Annotated in this window: 17 protein-coding genes; 12 read left to right on the top strand and 5 right to left on the bottom strand. The window is 69.4% G+C overall.

What is annotated here, in order from left to right:
• The first annotated feature begins 6 nt into the window (after positions 1-6).
• Positions 7-720, top strand: coding sequence for a tRNA (adenosine(37)-N6)-threonylcarbamoyltransferase complex dimerization subunit type 1 TsaB (tsaB, locus tag C1927_RS16140; RefSeq protein ID WP_079222866.1), 714 nt, complete (start codon positions 7-9; stop codon positions 718-720).
• Positions 721-1,284: 564 nt separating this feature from the next.
• Here the strand turns inward: tsaB and C1927_RS16135 are convergent.
• Both C1927_RS16135 and gshB read right to left on the bottom strand, forming a co-directional pair.
• Positions 1,285-2,169, bottom strand: coding sequence for an energy transducer TonB (locus C1927_RS16135; RefSeq protein WP_079222865.1), 885 nt, complete (start codon positions 2,167-2,169; stop codon positions 1,285-1,287).
• A complete protein-coding gene (gene gshB, locus C1927_RS16130) occupies positions 2,169-3,116 on the bottom strand; it encodes a glutathione synthase (protein WP_079222864.1) in 948 nt (315 codons plus the stop codon). The genes C1927_RS16135 and gshB overlap by 1 nt, the downstream gene beginning before the upstream one ends.
• A gap of 240 nt (positions 3,117-3,356) precedes the next feature.
• Here gshB and pilG point away from each other — a divergent pair, with 240 nt between their 5' ends.
• From pilG to C1927_RS16095, 7 genes are all read left to right on the top strand, one after another.
• Positions 3,357-3,758, top strand: coding sequence for a twitching motility response regulator PilG (pilG, locus tag C1927_RS16125; protein WP_005418455.1), 402 nt, complete (start codon positions 3,357-3,359; stop codon positions 3,756-3,758).
• 18 nt (positions 3,759-3,776) lie between these two features.
• Positions 3,777-4,139 (top strand): response regulator, encoded by a 363-nt coding sequence (locus tag C1927_RS16120; RefSeq protein WP_079222863.1) that lies wholly within the window; start codon positions 3,777-3,779, stop codon positions 4,137-4,139.
• A complete protein-coding gene (locus tag C1927_RS16115; protein WP_079222862.1) occupies positions 4,139-4,669 on the top strand; it encodes a chemotaxis protein CheW in 531 nt (176 codons plus the stop codon). Before C1927_RS16120 ends, C1927_RS16115 begins: the two co-directional genes overlap by 1 nt.
• A 41-nt stretch (positions 4,670-4,710) precedes the next feature.
• Complete coding sequence (locus C1927_RS16110) at positions 4,711-6,747, top strand: methyl-accepting chemotaxis protein (RefSeq protein WP_079222861.1); 2,037 nt, start codon at positions 4,711-4,713, stop codon at positions 6,745-6,747.
• A 100-nt stretch (positions 6,748-6,847) separates the two neighbouring features.
• Entirely contained in the window at positions 6,848-13,525 is a 6,678-nt protein-coding gene (locus C1927_RS16105) for an Hpt domain-containing protein (RefSeq protein ID WP_108747215.1), read from the top strand.
• The gene (locus C1927_RS16100) at positions 13,512-14,849 is read left to right on the top strand and encodes a chemotaxis protein CheB (RefSeq protein WP_079225344.1); all 1,338 of its coding nucleotides are present in this window, start codon (positions 13,512-13,514) and stop codon (positions 14,847-14,849) included. The genes C1927_RS16105 and C1927_RS16100 overlap by 14 nt, the downstream gene beginning before the upstream one ends.
• A complete protein-coding gene (locus C1927_RS16095) occupies positions 14,846-15,310 on the top strand; it encodes a chemotaxis protein CheW (protein ID WP_079222859.1) in 465 nt (154 codons plus the stop codon). The genes C1927_RS16100 and C1927_RS16095 overlap by 4 nt, the downstream gene beginning before the upstream one ends.
• A 132-nt stretch (positions 15,311-15,442) precedes the next feature.
• Here C1927_RS16095 and C1927_RS16090 read toward each other — a convergent pair whose 3' ends face one another.
• Both C1927_RS16090 and bioA read right to left on the bottom strand, forming a co-directional pair.
• Positions 15,443-16,180, bottom strand: a complete 738-nt coding sequence (locus C1927_RS16090) for a 16S rRNA (uracil(1498)-N(3))-methyltransferase (protein WP_079222858.1) — start codon at positions 16,178-16,180, stop codon at positions 15,443-15,445.
• Positions 16,171-17,562, bottom strand: coding sequence for an adenosylmethionine--8-amino-7-oxononanoate transaminase (gene bioA / locus C1927_RS16085; RefSeq protein ID WP_216821155.1), 1,392 nt, complete (start codon positions 17,560-17,562; stop codon positions 16,171-16,173). The genes C1927_RS16090 and bioA overlap by 10 nt, the downstream gene beginning before the upstream one ends.
• A 77-nt stretch (positions 17,563-17,639) precedes the next feature.
• Here bioA and nudE point away from each other — a divergent pair, with 77 nt between their 5' ends.
• The 4 genes from nudE to C1927_RS16065 are packed head-to-tail and all read left to right on the top strand — an operon-like array spanning position 17,640 to position 20,173.
• The gene (gene nudE, locus C1927_RS16080; protein ID WP_079222856.1) at positions 17,640-18,203 is read left to right on the top strand and encodes an ADP compounds hydrolase NudE; all 564 of its coding nucleotides are present in this window, start codon (positions 17,640-17,642) and stop codon (positions 18,201-18,203) included.
• A complete protein-coding gene (gene cysQ / locus C1927_RS16075) occupies positions 18,200-19,003 on the top strand; it encodes a 3'(2'),5'-bisphosphate nucleotidase CysQ (protein WP_108747213.1) in 804 nt (267 codons plus the stop codon). The genes nudE and cysQ overlap by 4 nt, the downstream gene beginning before the upstream one ends.
• 13 nt (positions 19,004-19,016) lie before the next feature.
• Entirely contained in the window at positions 19,017-19,850 is an 834-nt protein-coding gene (gene mazG, locus C1927_RS16070) for a nucleoside triphosphate pyrophosphohydrolase (protein ID WP_108747212.1), read from the top strand.
• A complete protein-coding gene (locus tag C1927_RS16065) occupies positions 19,847-20,173 on the top strand; it encodes a YnfA family protein (protein ID WP_079222853.1) in 327 nt (108 codons plus the stop codon). The genes mazG and C1927_RS16065 overlap by 4 nt, the downstream gene beginning before the upstream one ends.
• Before the next feature lie 63 nt (positions 20,174-20,236).
• Here C1927_RS16065 and C1927_RS16060 read toward each other — a convergent pair whose 3' ends face one another.
• Positions 20,237-20,539, bottom strand: a complete 303-nt coding sequence (locus tag C1927_RS16060) for a DUF962 domain-containing protein (protein ID WP_108747211.1) — start codon at positions 20,537-20,539, stop codon at positions 20,237-20,239.
• Positions 20,540-20,560: the final 21 nt, after the last annotated feature.

Below are 20,560 nucleotides of genomic sequence, written 5' to 3'. Positions count from 1 at the left end.
GATCCGATGAAACTGCTCGCCTTTGAAACCGCCACCGAAGCCTGTTCCGTTGCCCTGCATGTCGATGGGCAGGTGCTGGAGCGCTTCGAGATCGCCCCGCGCCGCCATGCCGAACTGAGCCTGCCGTGGGCCGAGGCGCTGCTGGCTGAAGCCGGCATCAGCCGCCGCCAGCTGGATGGCATCGCGCTCAGTCGGGGCCCCGGCGCGTTCACCGGCGTGCGCCTGGCAATCGCGATCGCGCAGGGCATCGCGCTGGCGCTGGACCGGCCGCTGCTGCCGGTATCGACGCTGCAGGTGCTGGCGCTGCGTGCGCCGGCGGAAGAAGACCAGATCCTGTCGGCGATCGATGCGCGGATGGGCGAGTTGTACGTCGCGCGCTTCGAGCGCGTGGACGGCCTGCCGGTGGCGCGCGATGCCGAGCGTGTCTGCGCACCGGCGGCGGTGGCGCTGCCGGACGGACTGCAGGCCTACGGTGTCGGCACCGGTTTCGGCGCGGCCGAGGGCGCGCTGGTGGCACAGCTGGGCGCAGGCCTGCGTGGCTTCGATGCAGCAGCATTGCCTCGCGCATCGGACGTGCTGGCGCTGGCAGTGCCCGCGTTCGCCCGTGGCGAAGGCATGGCGGCGGAGAAGGTCGAGCCGGCCTATCTGCGTGACAACGTCGCGCTGACCCTGGTCGAGCAGCAGGCCGCCCGCGAGGCGAAGGCGAAAGCCAACGGCTGAGCCCCTCGTGGCGGGTGGTTGGTCGCGGAATGCAACACCCGCGCCTGGCCGGGCGGGTGGGCTGCGCAGGGGACGCTGCAAGTACCCCTCCGGGGCCCGGCCCAGCCGCTGGCGGCTGGGCGTTCGGGCGCTTGCGAAGCAGTGCTTCGCGAGCAAAGCGGCCTCACCCATGTAAGCTCGTAGGCGCCATCCATGGCGCCTGCGCCCCTGCGCAACCCACCCGCCCGACCTCTGACAGTTTCCGTGCGCGTCCGCCACGGAAAATCAAAAAAAGAAAAGTCAAAATCAAAAGCATCCACGCGTTGCGTGGATGTGTGTCGACCAAGGTCGACACCTACCAAAAGCGGGAGGCGCCGCGATCTGTCAGGGGTGGGGCGGTGTGGGCTTGCAGGACCGCAGGCGCCATGGATGGCGCCTACGAGCCCCCATGGACGGGTTTACGGCGTGTCCTGCAAGCCCACACCGCCCCGCCAAGCCAACAGTCCAACCGCCGCTCTCGCTCTCGCAGTAGCTTTGGCCGTTGCCTCTGCGGGTCCCGGGCCGCAGGCCCGGGCAACAGAAAACCTACCGGTCGTCGCGCAGTTCGCCACCCGGCAGGAACACCCACGTCCGGGTCACCTGCAGGATATCCACGCCATCATCCGTCTTCGGCAGCGCCGGGAACGGCTGCGCCAGCCTGATCACCCGCAAGGCCGCCTCATCCAGCAACGGTGTACCACTGGATTTCAGGATGCGGCTGCTTTCCACGCTGCCATCGCGGCGCACCCCCACGCTGATCACCACCTGGCCGCCCAGCCGGCGCTGGCGCGCTTCGTCCGGGTAGTTCAGGTTGCCCACCTGCTCGGCGCGGTCCACCCACGCGCGCAGGTAGTTGGCATAGGCGTATTCGCGCGTGCTGGCCGAGACGAACTTGCGGTTCGGGCGCTTGGCGTACTGCGCCGAGCGCAGGTGCACCTCGGCGGCGAGCCGGGCCATTTCCGCATCACGCTGCTCGCGCGCGGTCTGCGCCGCGTCCGGGGTCGGCTCCAGCGGGGTGGGGCGGGCCTGCGCCTGCGCCACGGTGTCCTCGCCATTGCGGCTGCTGACCACCCGCGCCTGCGGTGGCGGCACCGGCGCGGCCGACTGCTGTTGCTGCGGCACCGGGCTCAGCCCGGCCTGGGCCTGCGGCACGATGCCGGTCTGGTTGTCACGCGGGCGCTGCGCACGGTCATGCTCGCCGCCGCCTTCCTGGCTGGCCGCCGCCAGGAAATCCGCCTGCTTGGGCGTCAGCGCCGTGCGTGTCTGGCTGAAGATCACTTCCAGCGTCGGCACCAGCGGCGCCTCGCCCTTCACGGCAAAGCCCACGCCCAGGATCAGCAGGGCGTGGACGATGACCGACAGGGCAAGGGTGGCCCCCAGCCGCTGCGCTTCGCGCGGCGGCGGGGCCAGCACAGCGGGTGCGGCGTCCATCAGCGCAGGCCGGCCTCGATCGCGTCAAACAGGGTGCCGGCGATGTTCAGGCCGTACTGCGCGTCCAGTTCGCGCACGCAGGTCGGGCTGGTCACGTTCACTTCGGTCAGGTAATCGCCGATCACGTCCAGGCCGACGAAGCGCATGCCGCGGCGCTTCATCTCCGGCCCGACCTGGGCGGCGATCCAGCGGTCACGCTCGCTGAGCGGGCGGCCTTCGCCGCGGCCACCGGCGGCCAGGTTGCCGCGGAACTCGTCACCCTGCGGGATGCGCGCCAGGCAGTAGTCCACCGGTTCACCGTCGACCAGCAGGATGCGCTTGTCGCCGGCGGTGATGTCGGGGATGAACTTCTGGGCCAGCGCCAGCTTGCGGCCGCCGTCGGTCAGGGTTTCCAGGATCACATTCAGGTTCGGATCGCCCTGGCCGCTGCGGAAGATGGAGCGACCGCCCATGCCGTCCAGCGGCTTCAGCACGGCCTGGCCGTGTTCCAGGGCGAAGGCCTTCAGCGCCTTGGCGTCGCGGCTGACCAGGGTCGGCGGGCAGCACTGCGGGAACAGCAGGGCGGCCAGCTTCTCGTTGTAGTCGCGCAGGCCCTGCGGGTTGTTGACCACGCAGGCGCCGGCAGCGGCGGCCACGTCCAGCACCTGGGTGTCATAGACGTATTCGGCATCAACCGGCGGGTCCTTGCGCATCAGCACGATCTGGCCGGGGCCGAACACGGTGCGGCTGAATGCGCCAAGCTCGTACCAGCCGGCGGGGTCGTCGCGCACCTGCAGCGGGGCGGTCTGGGCCACGGCCACGCCGCCTTCCAGCGCCAGGCCGCCCGGCCGCACGTAATGCAGGGCGTGGCCGCGGCGCTGGGCTTCCAGCAGCATGGCGAACGTGGTGTCCTTGGCGATCTTGATGTGGGCGATGGGGTCCATCACCACGATGACGTTCAACGGCATGGGTGCACCTTTCAGGCGAGGCGTTGATGGTAGCGGCAACGCCCCCCGCGTGCCTGCCCGGGGCAGTGCAACGCTGCGTCCGTCCTGCCGCCTGCGCAGTCATTGCCAAACGGGTCACGTTCAGCCAGCCGCCGACCCAAGCGCCGTGGGCGTGGCTTGAAGCGGGCGCCGGAAGTGCGATATAGATACGCCTTCGTAGCGGCCCCCAGCACAGAAGGGTCGCGCGCTTGGGGAAAGGCAATGACTGAAAACACGACTGCGGGCGGGGAGCTCGCAGGACTCCGGGTGATGGTCATCGATGACTCGAAGACCATCCGCAGGACTGCGGAAACACTGCTGAAGCGCGAAGGCTGCGAAGTAGTGACCGCGACCGATGGCTTCGAGGCCCTGGCCAAGATCGCCGACCAGCAGCCACAGATCATCTTCGTGGACATCATGATGCCCCGTCTCGACGGGTATCAGACCTGCGCGCTGATCAAGGGCAACCAGCTGTTCAAGGCGACGCCGGTGATCATGCTGTCCTCCAAGGACGGCCTGTTCGACAAGGCCCGCGGGCGCATCGTCGGCTCGGAACAGTACCTGACCAAGCCTTTCACGCGTGAAGAACTGCTGGGTGCCATCCGCACATACGTCAACGCCTGACCAGGGGGGAAAGGCACAATGGCTCGTATCGTCCTGATCGAGGATTCACCGACCGACCGCGCGGTGTTCACCCAGTGGCTGCGCCGTGCCGGCCACGAGGTGCTGGAAGCGGACAACGCCGAGGATGGCCTGCAGCTGGTGCGTGACCAGGTTCCGCAGCTGGTGCTGATGGACGTGGTCCTGCCCGGCATGAGCGGGTTCCAGGCCACCCGTGCGATGGCCCGCGACGCGGCGATCAAGCACATTCCGGTAATCATCGTCAGCACCAAGGCGATGGAGACCGACAAGGCATGGGGCCTGCGCCAGGGCGCGGCCGATTACATCGTCAAGCCGCCGCGCGAGGAAGACCTGATCGCGCGCATCAACGAACTGGTGGCCTGATGCGTTCGCCCTTCGACATTCTTGAAGCCTATGAACGGCGCAGCCTGTCCCATGCGGTGCAGCTGCCCGGGCGGCAGTTCGCCGAGGACCTCTGGCGTGGCGTCGGTTTCCGCGTGGGACAGCGCCGGCTGGTATCCGATTTCCGCGAAGTGGTGGAAATCGTGCCGATGCCGCCGGTGACCCCGGTGCCCTGCGCGCAGCCCTGGCTGCTGGGCGTGGGCAACCTGCGCGGCAACCTGTTCCCGGTGGTCGACCTGAAGTATTTCCTGGAAGGCACGCGCACCGTGCAGCAGGAAGGCCAGCGCGTGCTGATCATGCGCCAGGCCGGCGGCGACGTCGCCCTGACCATCGACGAGCTGTTCGGCCAGCGCAGTTTCGAACTGGGCCAGCAGGTCCAGGCCGGCACCCTGGCCGAAGGCCGCTACGGTCACTTCGTCGATCGCGCCTTCCATGCCGATGGCTACGACTGGGGCGTGTTCTCGCTCTCGTTGCTGTCGCGCACCCCTGAATTCCGGCAAGCCGCGGCCTGAGGCCGGGCAACGCCCCCTGCATTGAAGATCGAGGTTGAACGATGAGTACTGCTTCGGACGCCCCCAAGACCGGCAAGCTGCGGCTGGGCGGCAGCAACCTCTGGCTGGCCCTGCTGGCCCTGTCGATGATCCTGTTCGGTGTGAACACCGGCGTATCCACCTGGCAGGGCAGCCGCCTGGCCGACGCCGGTTCCAAGGCGGCCGACCTGCAGGTGCTCTCGCAGCAGCTGGCCAACCAGGGCCGTGACGCCGTGGGCGGCAACGCGCAGTCGTTCACCGCCTTCAAGGCCACCCGCAACGCCATCGAGCAGAACGTGTCCACGCTGCAGGGCCGCTACGGCAACGAGCCGGGCGTGTCCAAGGCGATCACCCGCCTGTCCGATACCTGGACGCCGCTGGGCAAGCAGGCCGGCCAGCTGGTGGCCAGCGAGCCGGCGGTGCTGGCGCTGGCCGGCAACGCCAACAACTTCACCGGCGCCGTGCCGGGCCTGCAGGCCCAGCTGAACGAGCTGGTGCGCGCGATGTCCGCCTCCGGTGCCCCGGCATCGCAGGTGTACAGCGCCCTGCAGCAGGTCGTGGTGGCCGGTTCGATGGCCCGCCGCGTGACCGAAATGCGCGCCGGCGGCACCGCCGCGGCCGCTTCGGGCGACGCGCTGGCCCGCGACATCACCGTGTTCTCGCAGGTGCTCGATGGCCTGCGCAACGGCAACGAAGACCTCGGCATCACCGCTGTGCGCGGTGCCGGCGCCGTGGCCGCGCTGGAACAGTCGCAGCAGAAGTGGGAAGCGATGAAGCAGGACGCCGACGCGATCCTGGCGAGCTCGCGCCAGCTGTTTGCCGCGCAGTCGGCAGCCAACGCGCTGGGCCAGGGCTCCGCGCGCATGCTGGACGACAGCCGCAAGCTGTTCGAAGCGTTCTCCTCGTTCGGCTCGGTGTCCGATACCCGCCTGTTCCCGAACTTCTGGATCGGCGTGGTGTCCGGTGCGCTGTCGCTGATCGCGATCATCGGCTTCGTCTCCACCAGCGTGCGCAGCCGTTCGCGCGAGCAGGAACTGCGTTACCAGACCCAGGTGGAATTCAACAGCCGCAACCAGCAGGCGATCATGCGGCTGCTGGACGAAATCTCCTCGCTGGGTGAGGGCGACCTGACGGTGAAGGCCTCGGTGACCGAGGACATGACCGGCGCGATCGCAGACGCGATCAACTACGCCGTGGACGAACTGCGCCACCTGGTGACCACCATCAACGACACCTCGGCCAAGGTCGCCGTGTCCACCCAGGAAACCCAGGCCACCGCGATGCAGCTGGCGGAGGCCGCCGGCCACCAGGCCAACCAGATCACCTCGGCCTCGGACCGCATCGGCGAAATCGCAGCGAGCATCGAACAGGTGTCGCGCAACTCGGCCGAGTCGGCCGATGTGGCACAGCGCTCGGTGGTCATCGCCGCCGAGGGTGCCGGCGTGGTGCGCGAAACCATCCAGGGCATGGACCAGATCCGCGACCAGATCCAGGAAACCTCCAAGCGCATCAAGCGCCTGGGCGAGTCCTCGCAGGAGATCGGCTCGATCGTGGAACTGATCAACGACATTTCCGAGCAGACCAACATCCTGGCGTTGAACGCCGCCGTGCAGGCCGCATCGGCCGGTGAAGCCGGTCGCGGTTTCGCGGTCGTGGCCGACGAAGTGCAGCGCCTGGCAGAACGTACCTCGGGTGCGACCCGACGCATCGAAAACCTGGTCCAGGCCATTCAGGCCGATACCAACGAAGCGGTCACCTCGATGGAACAGACCACCGCCGAAGTGGTGTCCGGCGCGCGCCTGGCCGAGGACGCCGGTACTGCACTGACCGAGATCGAGCGCGTGTCCAACGCCCTCAATACCCTCATCAAGAACATCTCCATCGCCGCCCAGCAGCAGTCCGCGGCGGCCTCGGACATCACCCGCACGATGGGCGTGATCCGCCAGATCACCGGCCAGACCTCGCAGGGTGCCGGTCAGACCGCCGAGTCGATCGGCCACCTGGCGCAGTTGGCGGCCGACCTGCGTCGTTCGGTCGCCGACTTCAAGCTGCCGGCGTGACGCGGGCAGGGCGGCGAGCAAGGAATCATTCGATGAAGCATTTCCATTTCCCACGCCAGAATGCGCGCGGCCTCCGCGCGGCGGCGACCGGAGCGCGTCCATGAGCAGCCTGCGCGATGCGATGAGCCATGCAGCGCTGGGCTGGGTCAAGCCGGAGCTGGACGAGACCCTGCGCCAGGTGCGCCACGAGGTCGAGTACTTCGCCGAGGACCCGGCTGACGGCAGCCGCATGCGCATCTGCGCCGGCTACCTGCACCAGGTGCAGGGCACCCTGCGCATGGTCGAGCTGTATGCCCCGGCGATGGTGGCCGAGGAACTGGAACAGCTGGCCGTGGCCGTCGGCGAAGGCCGCGTGGCCGACCGCGACGATGCCTGCGCCACGCTGATGCGCGGCAGCGTGCTGCTGCCCGATTACCTGGAACGCCTGCAGAACGGCCACCGCGATATTCCCATCGTGCTGATGCCGCTGCTGAACGAGATCCGCGCCGCGCGTGGCGAGGAAGGCGTCAATGACAGCGTGCTGTTCGCCTTTGCACCGGACAGCGTCAGCGCCACCGAAGCCGAGCTGGACCACGCCCGTGGCAGCCTGAGCGGGCGCAACCGCGAGCTGCTCGACACCGTTGGCAGCGCGGTCAAGGAAGAACTGCTGCAGGTCAAGGATGCCCTGGACCTGCACCTGCGCACCGGCGGTGCGCCGCAGCAGCTGCAGGAACAGGTGACCAAGCTGGGCGCCGTCGGCGATACGCTGGGCATGATGGGCCTGGGCGCTGCCCGCAGCGTGGTCGCGCAGCAGCGCGATGCGTTGCTGGCCGTGGTCGAAGGCCGCCAGCAGATCGACGAGGACATGCTGCTGGATATTGCCGGCGCACTGCTCTATGTCGACGCGTCGCTGGACGACCAGGTCGCCCATCTGGGCGCCGGTGGCAGTGGCGAGGATGACCCGAGCGCGGTGGAGAACCGGCGCACGGTGGAAGTGCTGGCGCACGAGGCGATCGCCAATTTCGCCGCCGCCCGCGAGCATTTCGTCGCCTTCATCGAAACCAGCTGGAACCATGCCGAACTGCAGGACGTGCCGCGCCTGCTGGGCGATGTGTCCGGTGCGCTGCGCATGCTCGATCTGGGCACCGCCGCCGACTACCTGCGTGGCGTGCAGCAGTACATCGAGGCCGAACTGATCGGTCGCCAGCGCGTGCCCAGTGGCCGCCAGCTGGACACGCTGGCCGATGCCATGGCCAGCCTGGAGTACTACCTGGAAGCGCTGCGTGACCGCCGCCCGGGTCGCGAAGACATTCTCGACATCACCCGCAGCAGCCTGGAAACCCTGCGCTACTGGCCGCTGCCCGAGCGCGCCAGCGCCAGCACCGAGGCCGACGCGGTGCAGCCCATCGTGCGCGAAGGGGTGGCAGTGGCCGCCGCGCCGCTGCAGCTGGATCCGGTGGAGATCGACGTGCAGCCTGCCGCACCGGCGCCGGGCGAGGTCCCGCCGTCGCTGCCGGACTTCACCTTCGATCCGCTGCCTGCTGCGCCGGTGGCCGACAACAGCCTGATGTTCGGTGCGCTGGGCGGGCAGGACACTGCCGCCACCCCGGAACAGGCTGAACCGGCGTCGTTGTTGTTCGCCGCTTCCACTGCGCCGGCACCGAGCGTGCCGCAGTGGGAACTGGGCAGCCACGAGCCTGCGCCTGCCGCCGATGAGCGCGCGCCGACCTTCAACAGCTTCGATCCGGTCAGCTTCGACCCGGTGGGCGCCGAGCACGTGCAGGCGGCCCCGCAGTGGTCGCTGTCCGAGGTGGCCGATGCACAGGCCGATGAGGGCGACGCGCTGGTGCTGGAAGACAGCGTCGAGGACTTCGGCGTTGCCGCGCTGGACGAAGCCGCCACGGGCGCTTCGCTGGAGCTTTCCGCTGCCCCGGCGTTCGACCCGGTGGCCGCCGAGCATGACGCCCCGGCGATGCTGGACGATGTGGTGTTCCACTTCGACAACAGCGCCCTGGACAACGCTGATGACGTGCTGTCGCTGCAGGCGATGGAAACGCTGTCGCTGGACGAGGAACTGGACGCGCCGCAGCCGGTGGTCGAGTTCGTCGACGCCGTCGAGGCTGCGCCGGTCGAAGCACCGGCGCCTGCCGCGACGATCGAGCCGGTCGAGCACATCGACATGGCCGACGTCGATGCCGAGGCTGCGCCGGTCGAAATGATCGAAGCCCTGTCCGCCGCCGAGACCGGCGCGGACGAGGGCCTGGCGACCGTTGCGGCACCTGCCGCGACCGTGTCCCTGGTCGACGTCGATACCATTGCGCCGATCGATTTCAGCGAGGCCGACGCGCAGTTCTTCGCTGAACTGAGCGCCGCGGCCGCCGAATTCGACCCGCAGGCCGCACCGGCCGCACCGGTTGCCGACGTCGCCGCCGAGGCCGTCGAAGCGGCCGGTTTCGAGGCCGGTTTCGACGATGACGCCGAGAACATCGACCAGGACATCCGCGAGGTGTTCCTGGAAGAGTTCGACGACGAGATGGGCAATCTCGGTGCGCTGCTGCCGGCCTGGCGCATGCAGCCGGACAACATGGACCGGCTGCGCCCGATCCGTCGCGTTTTCCACACCCTCAAGGGCAGTGGCCGCCTGGTCGGCGCCCGCACCCTGGGCGAATTCGCCTGGAAGATCGAGGGCATGCTCAACCGCGTGCTCGAGGGCAAGCGTGCAGCCACCCCGGCCGTGCTGGCGATGGTCGACCACGCCAACGCCGCGCTGCCGCAGCTGAACGCCGCGCTGCGCGATGGCCAGCGCGTCACCGTCGATCTGCAGGCAATGCAGGCCATTGCCGATCGCGTTGCCGCAGGTGAGGAAACCTTCTACGTGCCGCTGCCGGCTGCCGCTGCACCGCAGCCGGCCGTGCCGGCCGAGGTCGATGCGCTTGCCGCCGAGTCCGTGGCCGAGCCGGTCGGTACGCCGGCCAACATCGACAGCGTGCTGCGCGAGATCCTGGAAGCCGAGGTGGACGTCCACCTGGCAACGCTGCAGCAGTGGCTGCAGTCGGCACAGCAGGCCGAGCAGCCGGTGAACGATGCGCTGCTGCGCGCCGTGCACACCATGAACGGCGCCTTCGCGATGACCGAAGTGCCGGAGATCACCGCCGTCACCGGTGCTGCCGAGTCCTACATCAAGCGTGCGCTGGCCGCCGAGGTCGTGCCGGGTGCCGAGGCGCTGGGTGCGTTGCAGGCGACCGCGCAGGCGATCAGCGCGACCATGGAAGCGCTGCAGGTTGAACAGCCGCGCATCGCACCGCAGGCCGAGCTGGCGCAGCGCCTGCAGGCGCTGGCCGCTGAGCTGCCGGAAGCACGCTGGCCGATGGTCGGCCTGGACCTGGACGACGACGAGCTGGACGGGATCGAAGCCGACGTCGCCGCTGTCGAAACGCCCATCGAAGCCGAAGCCGAAGTCATCGCCGACGAAACGCCGGTCGAACCCGAAGCCGAAGCGGTCGAAGCACCGATCGAGGCGCCCGCTGAAATCACCGGACTGGCGCTGGCGGATGAACCGGACGCAGCGGCCGTGGCCGAGGCTGTTGTCGACACCGACACCGACACCGACACCGACACCGCACCGGACATCGGCCTGGCTGCCGCCGAACTGACCGGTGGCGAAGACCTGTCGCGCTACTACGACGCCGGCTGGCCGTCGATGCCGGAGGCGGCCGCAACGCTGCCGACGGCGACCGGCGAGGCAGGCACCGTAGAGACCCCCGAAACCATCGAAACCGCGCAGGACGCGGTGGATGTCGCGCCGGTGGCGATCGACGTCGATGCCGCCGGTCTCACTGCCGTCGACGATCTGTCGCCCTACCTGGACGCCAGCGCGCTGCCTGTGGACGACCGGGATCCGGAAGACGCCGAGGTTGCGGCGGAGAATGACGCAATTGCCTCGGAAGCTCCGATGCAGGCGCCGGTCATCGAATATGCCGATGAAGACATCGAGGCCCTGGCGCTCGACAGCGACGCATCCAGCCTTCAGGATGAAATGGCTGTGCCGGGCTTCGCAGAACCGGTCTCGCTGGAAGCCGCGCTCGACGCCGGCCTGCACGTGATCGAGGAAGAACAGGCGCAGGACGAGGATGGCCAGTGGCCGGTGCTCGGCCTGCAGGCCAGCGAACTCGCGCCGGGCGAGGCGGAAGCCTTTGCCGAGGATGCGGACGTCGGCGGGGAGGCGGCGGTCGGTGAAGGAGAGAGCGCCGACCTGCCGTCCCCGGCGACGGTGAATGACGACGTGTCGAACGATGCCGTGGCCGATGCCGCCGCGCCGGTGCGCCTGTTCGAGATGGAAGAGGCACCGGGTCACAGCCAGGATGCCGTCGTGCACGCGCCTGAAGTGGCCGCTGTGGAAGCTGAGGCCGTCGAAGCCGTGGAAGCCGTCGAAGCCGACGCCGAACAGCTCGACTTCAGCATCTATGACCGCGAGCTGGTCGACATCTTCGTCGAGGAAGGCAAGGACCTGCTCGACCACTGCGATGGGCTGATCAGCGAGCTGCGCGATGCACCGCAGGACCGCGAAGTGGTGGCCGGGCTGCAGCGCGACCTGCACACGCTCAAGGGCGGTGCACGCATGGCCGGCATCAATGCCATCGGCGACCTCGGCCACAGCATCGAATCGCTGCTGGAAGCCGTGGCCGCCGGCCGCACCGAGATCGAGCGCCGCGACGTGCAGCTGCTGGAGCGGGGCTTCGACCGCCTGCACCAGCTGCTCACCCGCACCGGCGACCACCGCATCGTCGAGCCGGCGCAGGATCTGGTGGAGGCCTTCGAGGCCCGTACCCGCAGCGACGCCGCCGTTGCCGCCAGCACCAGCGCAGGCATCGCCGAGGAGACCGTCGAGGCACCGGTTGCCACCGCGCCGCTGGCCCTGGCCGACGCACCGCTGTCGGCACCGCTGCCGGTGGAAGGCACGCCGGACGAAGATCCGCTGGCCCGCCCGCAGCAGGAACAGGTGCGCGTGCGCGCCGACCTGCTCGACCGCCTGGTCAACCATGCCGGTGAAGTGGCGATCTACCGCTCGCGCCTGGAGCAGCAGCTGGGTGCCTTCCGTGGCGCCATGGGCGAACTGGAGCGCACCAATGCGCGACTGCGCGACCAGCTGCGCCGCCTCGATCTGGAAACCGAAGCGCAGATCGTCGCCCGCTACCAGCGCGAGCAGGACCAGGCCGACCAGAAGTTCGATCCGCTCGAACTGGACCGCTTCTCCACCCTGCAGCAGCTCAGCCGCGCGCTGAACGAGTCCGCAGCCGACTTGGGTGGCCTGCAGGGCGTGCTGGACGATCTGTCGCGCCAGTACGACTCCCTGCTGCAGCAGCAGTCGCGCGTCAGCTCGGAACTGCAGGACGGCCTGATGCGTGCGCGCATGGTGCCGTTCGACGGCCTGGTGCCGCGCCTGCGCCGTGTCGTCCGCCAGGCGGGCATGGACACCAGCAAGCAGGTCCACCTGACCCTGGAAGGTACCCACGGCGAACTGGACCGCAACGTCCTGGACCGCATGGTCGCGCCGCTGGAGCACATGCTGCGCAACTCGGTGGCCCATGGCCTGGAAGCACCGGAACAGCGTCGCGCCGCCGGCAAGCCGGAAGAAGGCGAGATCGCCATCCGCCTGCACCGCGAAGGCTCGGAAATCGTGCTGGAAGTGGCCGATGACGGTGCCGGCCTGGACCGCGAGGCGATCCGCCGCCGTGCCATCGACCGTGGCCTGCTGGCCGCCGACGCGGCGCCGAACGAGCAGGAACTGGACAACCTGATCTTTGCCTCCGGTTTCACCACCGCCGACCAGGTCAGCCAGCTGGCTGGCCGTGGCGTGGGCATGGACGTGGTGCGCAACGAAGTGCGCCAGCTCGGCGGCTCGGTCGACATCCAGTCGGTGCGTGGCCAGGGCGTGCGCTTCACCCTGCGCCTGCCGCAGACCCTGGCCGTCACCCAGGCCGTGTTCGTGCAGATCGGCGAAACCACCTTTGCCGTGCCGGTGGCGTCGGTCAGTGGTATCGGCCGCCTGTCGCGCGAGCGGTTCGAAGCCGCCGACAGCAGCTACCGCTACAGCGGCGAAGACTATCCGCTGTACGACCTGGGCAGCCTGGTCGGGCAGGCCCCGGCGCGCGCCGACGGCCAGGACCAGGTGCCGCTGCTGCTGGTCCGCGCCGGCGACCTGCGTGCCGCCGTGGCGATCGACCAGGTGCTCGGCAACCGCGAAATCGTGGTGAAGCCGGTCGGCCTGCAGATCGCGTCGGTGCCCGGCATCTACGGTGCCACCATCACCGGCGATGGCCGCGTGGTGGTCATCCTCGACGTGGCACCGCTGGTGCGCCGTTACCTTGCCAACCCGATCGCGCCGGTGCAGGAAAACGCACCGCGCCAGGACCGCCAGGTACCGCTGGTGATGGTGGTCGACGATTCGCTGACCATGCGCAAGGTCACCGGCCGCATCCTGGAGCGCCACAACTTCGAGGTCAGCGTCGCCCGCGACGGTGTCGAAGCACTGGAGCAGCTGGAAGAACGCGTGCCCGACCTGATGCTGCTGGACATCGAAATGCCGCGCATGGACGGGTACGAGCTGGCCACCGCGATGCGCGCCGACCCGCGCTACAAGGACGTGCCGATCGTGATGATCACCTCGCGCAGCGGCGACAAGCATCGCCAGCGCGCCTTCGAGATCGGCGTGCAGCGCTACCTGGGCAAGCCGTACCAGGAGCTGGACCTGATGCGCAACGTGTATGACCTGCTGGGGATCGCCCGTGTCCGTGAGTGACGTCAATCCGGTTCCGGCCGTTGCCCTGCTGGCCCGCCCGGGCGCAGCACGCGAGCGCCTGCGCGAAGCGCTGGCCCATGCCGATGTGCAGATCGTGCTGGAAGATGATCCGGTCACGCTGGAGCCGCAGGCGCTGGCCGATGCCCATCCGCAGTTCGTGGTGATCGCCCTGGAAGCGGCCATCGAAGACGCGCTGGAGCGCCTGGAGCCGGCATTGTCGGCACCGGGCCTGACCCTGGTGTTCGACGAGGCCGAACTGGCCGCGCGCCGCGATGGCTGGGAAGCGCAGCGCTGGGGCCGCCACCTGTCGGCCAAGCTGCACGGCCACCAGCAGGTGCTGCCGCCGGGCGCCGAAGACGAACCCAGCCTGCAGCTGGAACCGGGCCGGCCTTCGCCGCCGCCGGTGCCGCCGAAGGACGAGGTACTGCACGCGCACATGGAGCAGGCCCAGGACTGGGCCGGCGATGTGCCCGCCGACAGCCTGTACGCACCGCCGACGCCGTCGCCCACGTTTGCCGAGCCGGTGTCGCTGGAACAGCACCTGGCGGCCCTGCAGGCGCTGCCGCCGGAGCCGGCCGCTGATGCAGCCGAGGCACCCGCTGCCGACGCCCCCGTGCCGCCGCCGGTGTCCTTCGATCACACTGCCTGGTCGCTCGTGGACGAGGCTGCCGATGCGCCCGCCGCCGCGCCCGCGCGCAACGAGCCGCCCGCAGTGCCGTCCTTCGAGACCGGCCACCTGAGCCTGGTCGACCTGGATGCCGGCCTGCCGGCCGGCGCGCGCGCCGGCTCGCTGCTGGTGCTGGCCGGCATTGGCGGTCCCGATGCGCTGCGCCGCCTGCTGGGCGCGCTGCCGACCGGGCTGGCCGTGCCGGTGCTGGTGCACATGCGCCTGGACGGTGGCCGCTACGGCAACCTGGTCAAGCAGATGGCGAGGGTTTCGCCGCTGCCGGTGCAGCTGGCCGAAGCCGGCCAGCGCGCAACGCCGGGCGAAGTCCACATCCTGTCCGACGACATTGGTGTGCGTGCCGCCGCCGATGGCCTGCATTTCCAGACCGATCCGCTGGGTGTATCGATTGCCGGCCTGCCGGCCGAACACAGTGCCCTGATCCTGCTCAGTGGTGCCGACCTGGCCCATGTCGGCCCGGCGCTGGACCTGGCCGCCGCCGGTGCCTGGGTGGCCGGGCAGGTGGGTGAAGGCTGCTATGACCCCGCCGCGGCGACCGCCGTGGTGGCTGCCGGCATGGTCGCCGGCGAACCGCAGGAACTGGCGCAGGCCATCGCCGCGCGCTGGGGCGTGGACGAGGACAACGGAGAGACGCCATGAGCTACGCAAGCAACGATGAAATCCGTGGCGTCCTGATCCAGTCCGGTGGCGAACGCGTGCTGCTGCCCAATGCCACGGTGGCCGAAATGATGTCGCGCGTGCCGGTCGAACCGGTGGCCGACGCACCGCGCTGGCTGGTCGGGCAGATCGCCTGGCACGGCTGGCAGGTGCCGCTGCTGTCCTTCGCCCGCCTGTCCGGCCTGGGCGATGAAGTGGTGGGCGGCCACAACAAGGTGGTGGTGCTGAAGGCTCTTAGCGGCAACGCACAGCGCCCGTACTACGCGCTGCTGACGCAGAACTTCCCGCAGCTGATTGCCGTGCCGCGTGACGGCCTGCTGGCCGACGCTTCGGAAGAAACCCTGCCGGACATCGTGCACATGCGCGTGCTGCTGGGTGAACGCAGCGCGCTGCTGCCGAACCTGGACGCGCTGGAATCCGCGCTGGATTCGCTGGCCGCCTGACCACCAGACGGTAGTGCCGGCCGCTGGCCGGCAACCTCATCATTGCGTGGATGCCGGCCAGCGGCCGGCACTACCGCGCTGCCCGCGCTTCGGTAGATGCCGACCTTGGTCGGCACCCCGTAGGCGTTGGCCTTACCCCAGATCCCCCAGCCGTGCCTGCAGCGCTGCAATCGCAGCCAGGCCGGCGGTTTCGGTGCGCAGGATGCGCGGGCCCAGCTGCAGCCCCTGGAAACCGGCCGCCGCCAGCTGGTCGCGATCACGCGGCGACCAGCCACCTTCCGGACCGATCGCAATGACGATGCCACCGGACGGCGCGGCCTGCAGCGTCGACAGCCGGTGCGCGCCCTGCGGGTCCAGCGTCAACCGCAGCGTATCGGCCGGCAGCGCCGCCGCTGCCTGGGCCAGCGACAGCGGTGGGCCCACCTGCGGAATGCGCGCACGCCCGGACTGGCCGCACGCCGAGGTCACCACGTTGTTCCAGTGCGCCACGCGCTTTTCCGCACGCGCCGCATCCAGCTTCACCTCGGTGCGCTCGGCATTCACCGGCACGATGGCGCCCACGCCCAGCTCGGTGGCCTTCTGCAGGATCAGGTCCATCTTCTCGCCACGGGCGATGCCCTGCAGCAGGGTGATCACCAGCGGCGATTCGTTGTCCACGGCCTGCACCGCGTCGATGCGTACCTGCACCTCGCGCTTGCCGGCCACGGTCAGGGTGGCGCTGTAATCGTGGCCATCACCATTGAACAGCACGCAGGCATCGCCTTCGCGCAGGCGCATCACCCGCACCAGGTGGTTGGCCGTCTCTTCCGGCAGGGTCACGGTCTGGCCGCTGTGCAGCGCCAGGTCGATGGGGCAGCGGGTCACGCGCATGCAATCGCCTCGTCGATGGCTGCCAGCGTGGTATGTGCCAGCAGCTCCAGTTGTTCGTCATCCACGCAGTAAGGTGGCATCCAGTACAGCACGTCGCCCAGCGGGCGCAGTACCACGCCGCGCTTCAGCGCGGCCTTGTAGGCGTGCAGGCCAAGCCGCAGCGCCGGGTTGAACGGCGTGCGCCGGTTGCCGTCGCGCGACAGTTCGAAGGCCACCACCATGCCGGCCTGGCGCACATCGGCCACGTGCGGGTGGTCGGCGAAGGGCGCGGCCAGCGTGGCCATCACCGCGGCGGTGCCACGGTTGCGGGCGATCACATCGTCGTCGCGGAAGATGTCCAGCGTGGCCAGTGCCGCCGCACAGGCCAGCGGGTTGCCGGTGTAGCTGTGCGAATGCAGGAAGGCGCGTTCGCGCGACTCATCCAGGAAGGCGTCGTACAGCGCCTGCGTGGCCAGCACCGCGGCCAGGGGCAGGAAGCCCCCGGTCAGGCCCTTGGACAGGCACATCAGGTCGGGCATCACCCCGGCCTGTTCACAGGCGAACAGCGTGCCGGTGCGGCCGAAGCCGGTGGCGATCTCGTCGGCGATCATGAATGCGCCGTGCGCGTCACACAGCTCGCGCACGCGCTGCAGGTAGACCGGGTCGTGCATGCGCATGCCGCCGGCGCATTGCAGGCGCGGCTCCAGGATCACCGCGCAGACCTCGCCGGGGTGCTGGTCGAACAGCGTGGCCAGGCCATCGGCGGCCTGTCGCGCACGGTCGGCCGCGCTCTGGCCCGGCTCGGCCAGGTAGGCATCGGGGGAGGGCGCGAACAGGCCCTCGGCCAGCAGCGGCGCGTACACGCGGCGGTACAGCGGGATGTCGCCCAGCGCCAGCGCGCCCAGGGTCTCGCCGTGGTAGCCGTTCTCCAGCGCGATGAAGCGTGTACGCCGGGTCTCGCCGCGGTTCTGGAAGTACTGGAACGCCATCTTCAGCGCCACTTCCACCCCGGCCGAGCCGTTGTCGGCGTAGAAGACCTTGGCCAGCGGCGCGCGGCCGGGCTGGCGCGGCGCCAGCGCCAGCAGGCGTTCGGCCAGGATGATCGCCGGTTCATGGCTGAACCCGGCCAGCATCACCTGTTCCAGCTGCCCAGCCTGGGCGGCGATGGCCGCGCCGATGCGCGGTTCGGCATGGCCGAACAGATTCGTCCACCAGCTGCTGACCGCATCCAGGTAGCGGTTGCCGTCGTGGTCGATCAGCCAGGCGCCCTGGCCACGCGCGATCGGCACCAGCGGCAGCGTGTCCGGATGCTCGCGCATCTGCGTGCACGGGTGCCACAGCACCTGCAGGTCGCGTTGCTGCCACTGCCGGGCCAGCGGGGAGGGGGTTGGGTCTGCTAGCATTTCGGGCTCATGAACATGTTGCTGCCTGCACATTCTATCGGCCCCGGCGCACGCGCCGGCCGCCGCGGAGATTCCGCATGAACGACGACCGCAGCGGCCGTCGCCTGCCGATCATCCACCGGATCACCGACGAGGAGAACGGCCCCTTCCAGCGCCAGCACCTGGACCTGGAGTTCTCCAACGGTGAACACCGCCGTTTCGAGCGCCTGGTCAGCCGTGGCCATGGCGCGGTGGTGGTGGTGCCGATGCTGGATGAGGAGACCGTCCTGCTGGTGCGTGAATACGCTGCCGGCGTGCACCGCTACGAGCTGGGCCTGGTCAAGGGCCGCATCGATGCCGGCGAAACGCCCGAGCAGGCCGCCGACCGCGAACTCAAGGAAGAGGCCGGCTATGGCGCCCGCCGCGTCGACGTGCTGCGCGCGATGACCCTGGCACCGACCTACATGAGCCACCAGTCGTGGCTGGTGGTGGCGCGCGACCTCTACCCGGAAAAGCTGGCCGGCGACGAGCCGGAAGAGCTGGAGGTGGTGCCGTGGAAGCTGGCCGACCTGGACCAGCTGATGCTGCGCGAGGACTTCTCCGAAGGGCGCTCGCTGGCCGCGCTGTTCATCGCGCGCCAGTGGCTGCAGGGGCGCCGATGATCAAGCTGACCACCGAGCTGCGCGAAACCACGATCGCCATTGCCCAGGAAGCGGGGCAGGCGATCATGCAGGTCTACAGCGACGGCTTCGATGTCACCCTGAAAGCCGACGACAGTCCGGTCACCGCCGCCGATCTCGCCGCCGACCGGGTCATCCAGCAGGGCCTGCGCCAGCTGACCCCGGACCTGCCGATCCTGTCCGAGGAATCGGCAATGGTGCCGTGGGAACAGCGCCAGCACTGGGGCGCCTACTGGCTGGTCGACCCGCTGGATGGCACCCGCGAATTCGTCAAGCGCAACGGCGAATTCAGCGTCAACATCGCGCTGATCTACCAGGGCGCGCCGGCCTTCGGCGTGGTCCAGGCGCCGGTCACCGGCATCGTCTGGCACGCCATGCGCGGCGAGCTGGCTTACCGCCGCCAGGGCCTGCACGACAGCGTGCTGCGCACCCGCACGCCGGCCACCGCGCCGCTGCGGGTGGCCGCCAGCCGCTCGCACCGCTCGCCGGAAACCATCGCCCTGCTCGAGCGCATGGGCGACATCGAAACGGTGGCGCAGGGTTCATCGCTGAAGTTCTGCCGCATCGCCGAGGGCGGCCTGGACGTGTACCCGCGGCTGGGCCCGACCTCCGAATGGGACACCGCCGCCGGCCAGTGCGTGCTGCACGCTGCCGGGGGTGCGGTGCTCTCGGCCAGCAGCGGCAAGCCGTTCCGCTACAACCGCCGCAGCACCCTGTTGAACGGCGATTTCATCGCCCTTGGCGACACCAGCCTGCCGTGGCGGGACTGGCTGTCCGACTGACCCTGGAGCCCGCATGAGCGACACCCCCACCGCCGGCAGTGCCGCCAGCAACGAACTGGAGCGCCTGCTGGCGATCATGGCGCGCCTGCGCGATCCGCAGGGCGGTTGCCCCTGGGACCTGGAGCAGGACTTCGCCACCATCGCCCCGTACACCATCGAGGAAGCCTACGAGGTCGCCGATGCGATCGATCGTGGCGACCTGGACGACCTCTGCGACGAACTGGGCGACCTGCTGCTGCAGGTGGTGTTCCATGCGCGCATGGCCGAGGAGCAGGGCGCGTTCGCCTTCGCCGACGTGGCGCGCGTGATCAGCGACAAGATGCAGCGCCGCCATCCGCACGTGTTCGCCGATGCCAGCGTGGACGATGCCGATGGCGTGATGCGCAACTGGGACGCGATCAAGCGCGCCGAGCGTGCCGCCAAGGGCGACCAGGACACCTCGGCGCTGGCCGGCATCTCGCGTGGACTGCCCGAATGGCAGCGTGCGGTGAAGCTGCAGTCGCGCGCGGCCAAGGTCGGCTTCGACTGGCCCGGTCCGCGGCCGGTGCTGGACAAGGCTGCCGAGGAACTGCAGGAACTGCGCGAGGAATTCGAGCGCGGCGACGTCGCCGGCAACAAGGCGCGGCTGCAGGAAGAACTGGGCGACCTGCTGTTCGTCTGCGCCAACCTGGCCCGCCATGCCGACCTCGACCTGGGCGCGGCCCTGCGCGGTGCCAACCACAAGTTCGAGCGGCGCTTCCGGGCAATGGAAGCGCAGGCAGAAGTGCAGGGCGGTGCATTGGCGGGGATGGACCTGGATGCACAGGAAGCGCTGTGGCAGCACGCCAAGGCGGCGGAGAAGGCGTGAAGACCCTCGCCCTGTTCCTGCTGACCGCGCTGGCGGAGATCGTCGGCTGCTACCTGCCGTGGCTGTGGCTGCGCAAGGGTGGCAGCGTGTGGCTGCTGCTGCCGGCGGCGGCCAGCCTGGCCCTGTTTGCCTGGCTGCTGACCCTGCACCCCACCGCCAGCGGCCGCGTGTATGCCGCCTACGGCGGCGTCTACATCGGCACCGCGCTGTTCTGGCTGTGGCTGGTCGATGGCATCCGCCCCAGCCGCTGGGACCTGCTGGGCGCCGCACTGTGCCTGGCGGGCATGGCGGTGATCATGTTCGGGCCGCGCCAGCCGGTGTGATGGCGGCGCCTGCTTCTCTGTAGAGCCGAGCCCATGCTCGGCTGGCTCTGCTACAAAAACGGGTCACCACTTGATCCGGCCGCGCAGGATGTCGGCGAACATCACCCAGTCGCCGACGAACGAGTACAGCGGGTGGCGGAAGGTAGCCGGGCGGTTCTTCTCGAAGAAGAAATGGCCGACCCAGGCGAACCCATAGCCGCATGCCAGTGCCGCGAGCAGCAGCATCGGCTGGCCGCGCAGCAGCGCTGCGGCCACCAGCAGCAGTACGCCACAACTGCCGATGAAGTGCAGGCGTCGCGAGACCGGATGGCGGTGTTCGTCCAGGTAGAACGGGTAGAACTCGCGGAAGCTGGCGAAGCGGGACATGCACGTGCTCCGGGGCGATGA

It is taken from the genome of Stenotrophomonas sp. ZAC14D1_NAIMI4_1 (genome assembly GCF_003086775.1).
In the GTDB taxonomy this organism is placed as follows: domain Bacteria; phylum Pseudomonadota; class Gammaproteobacteria; order Xanthomonadales; family Xanthomonadaceae; genus Stenotrophomonas.
This window is presented reverse-complemented; position numbering and strand designations above follow the sequence as displayed.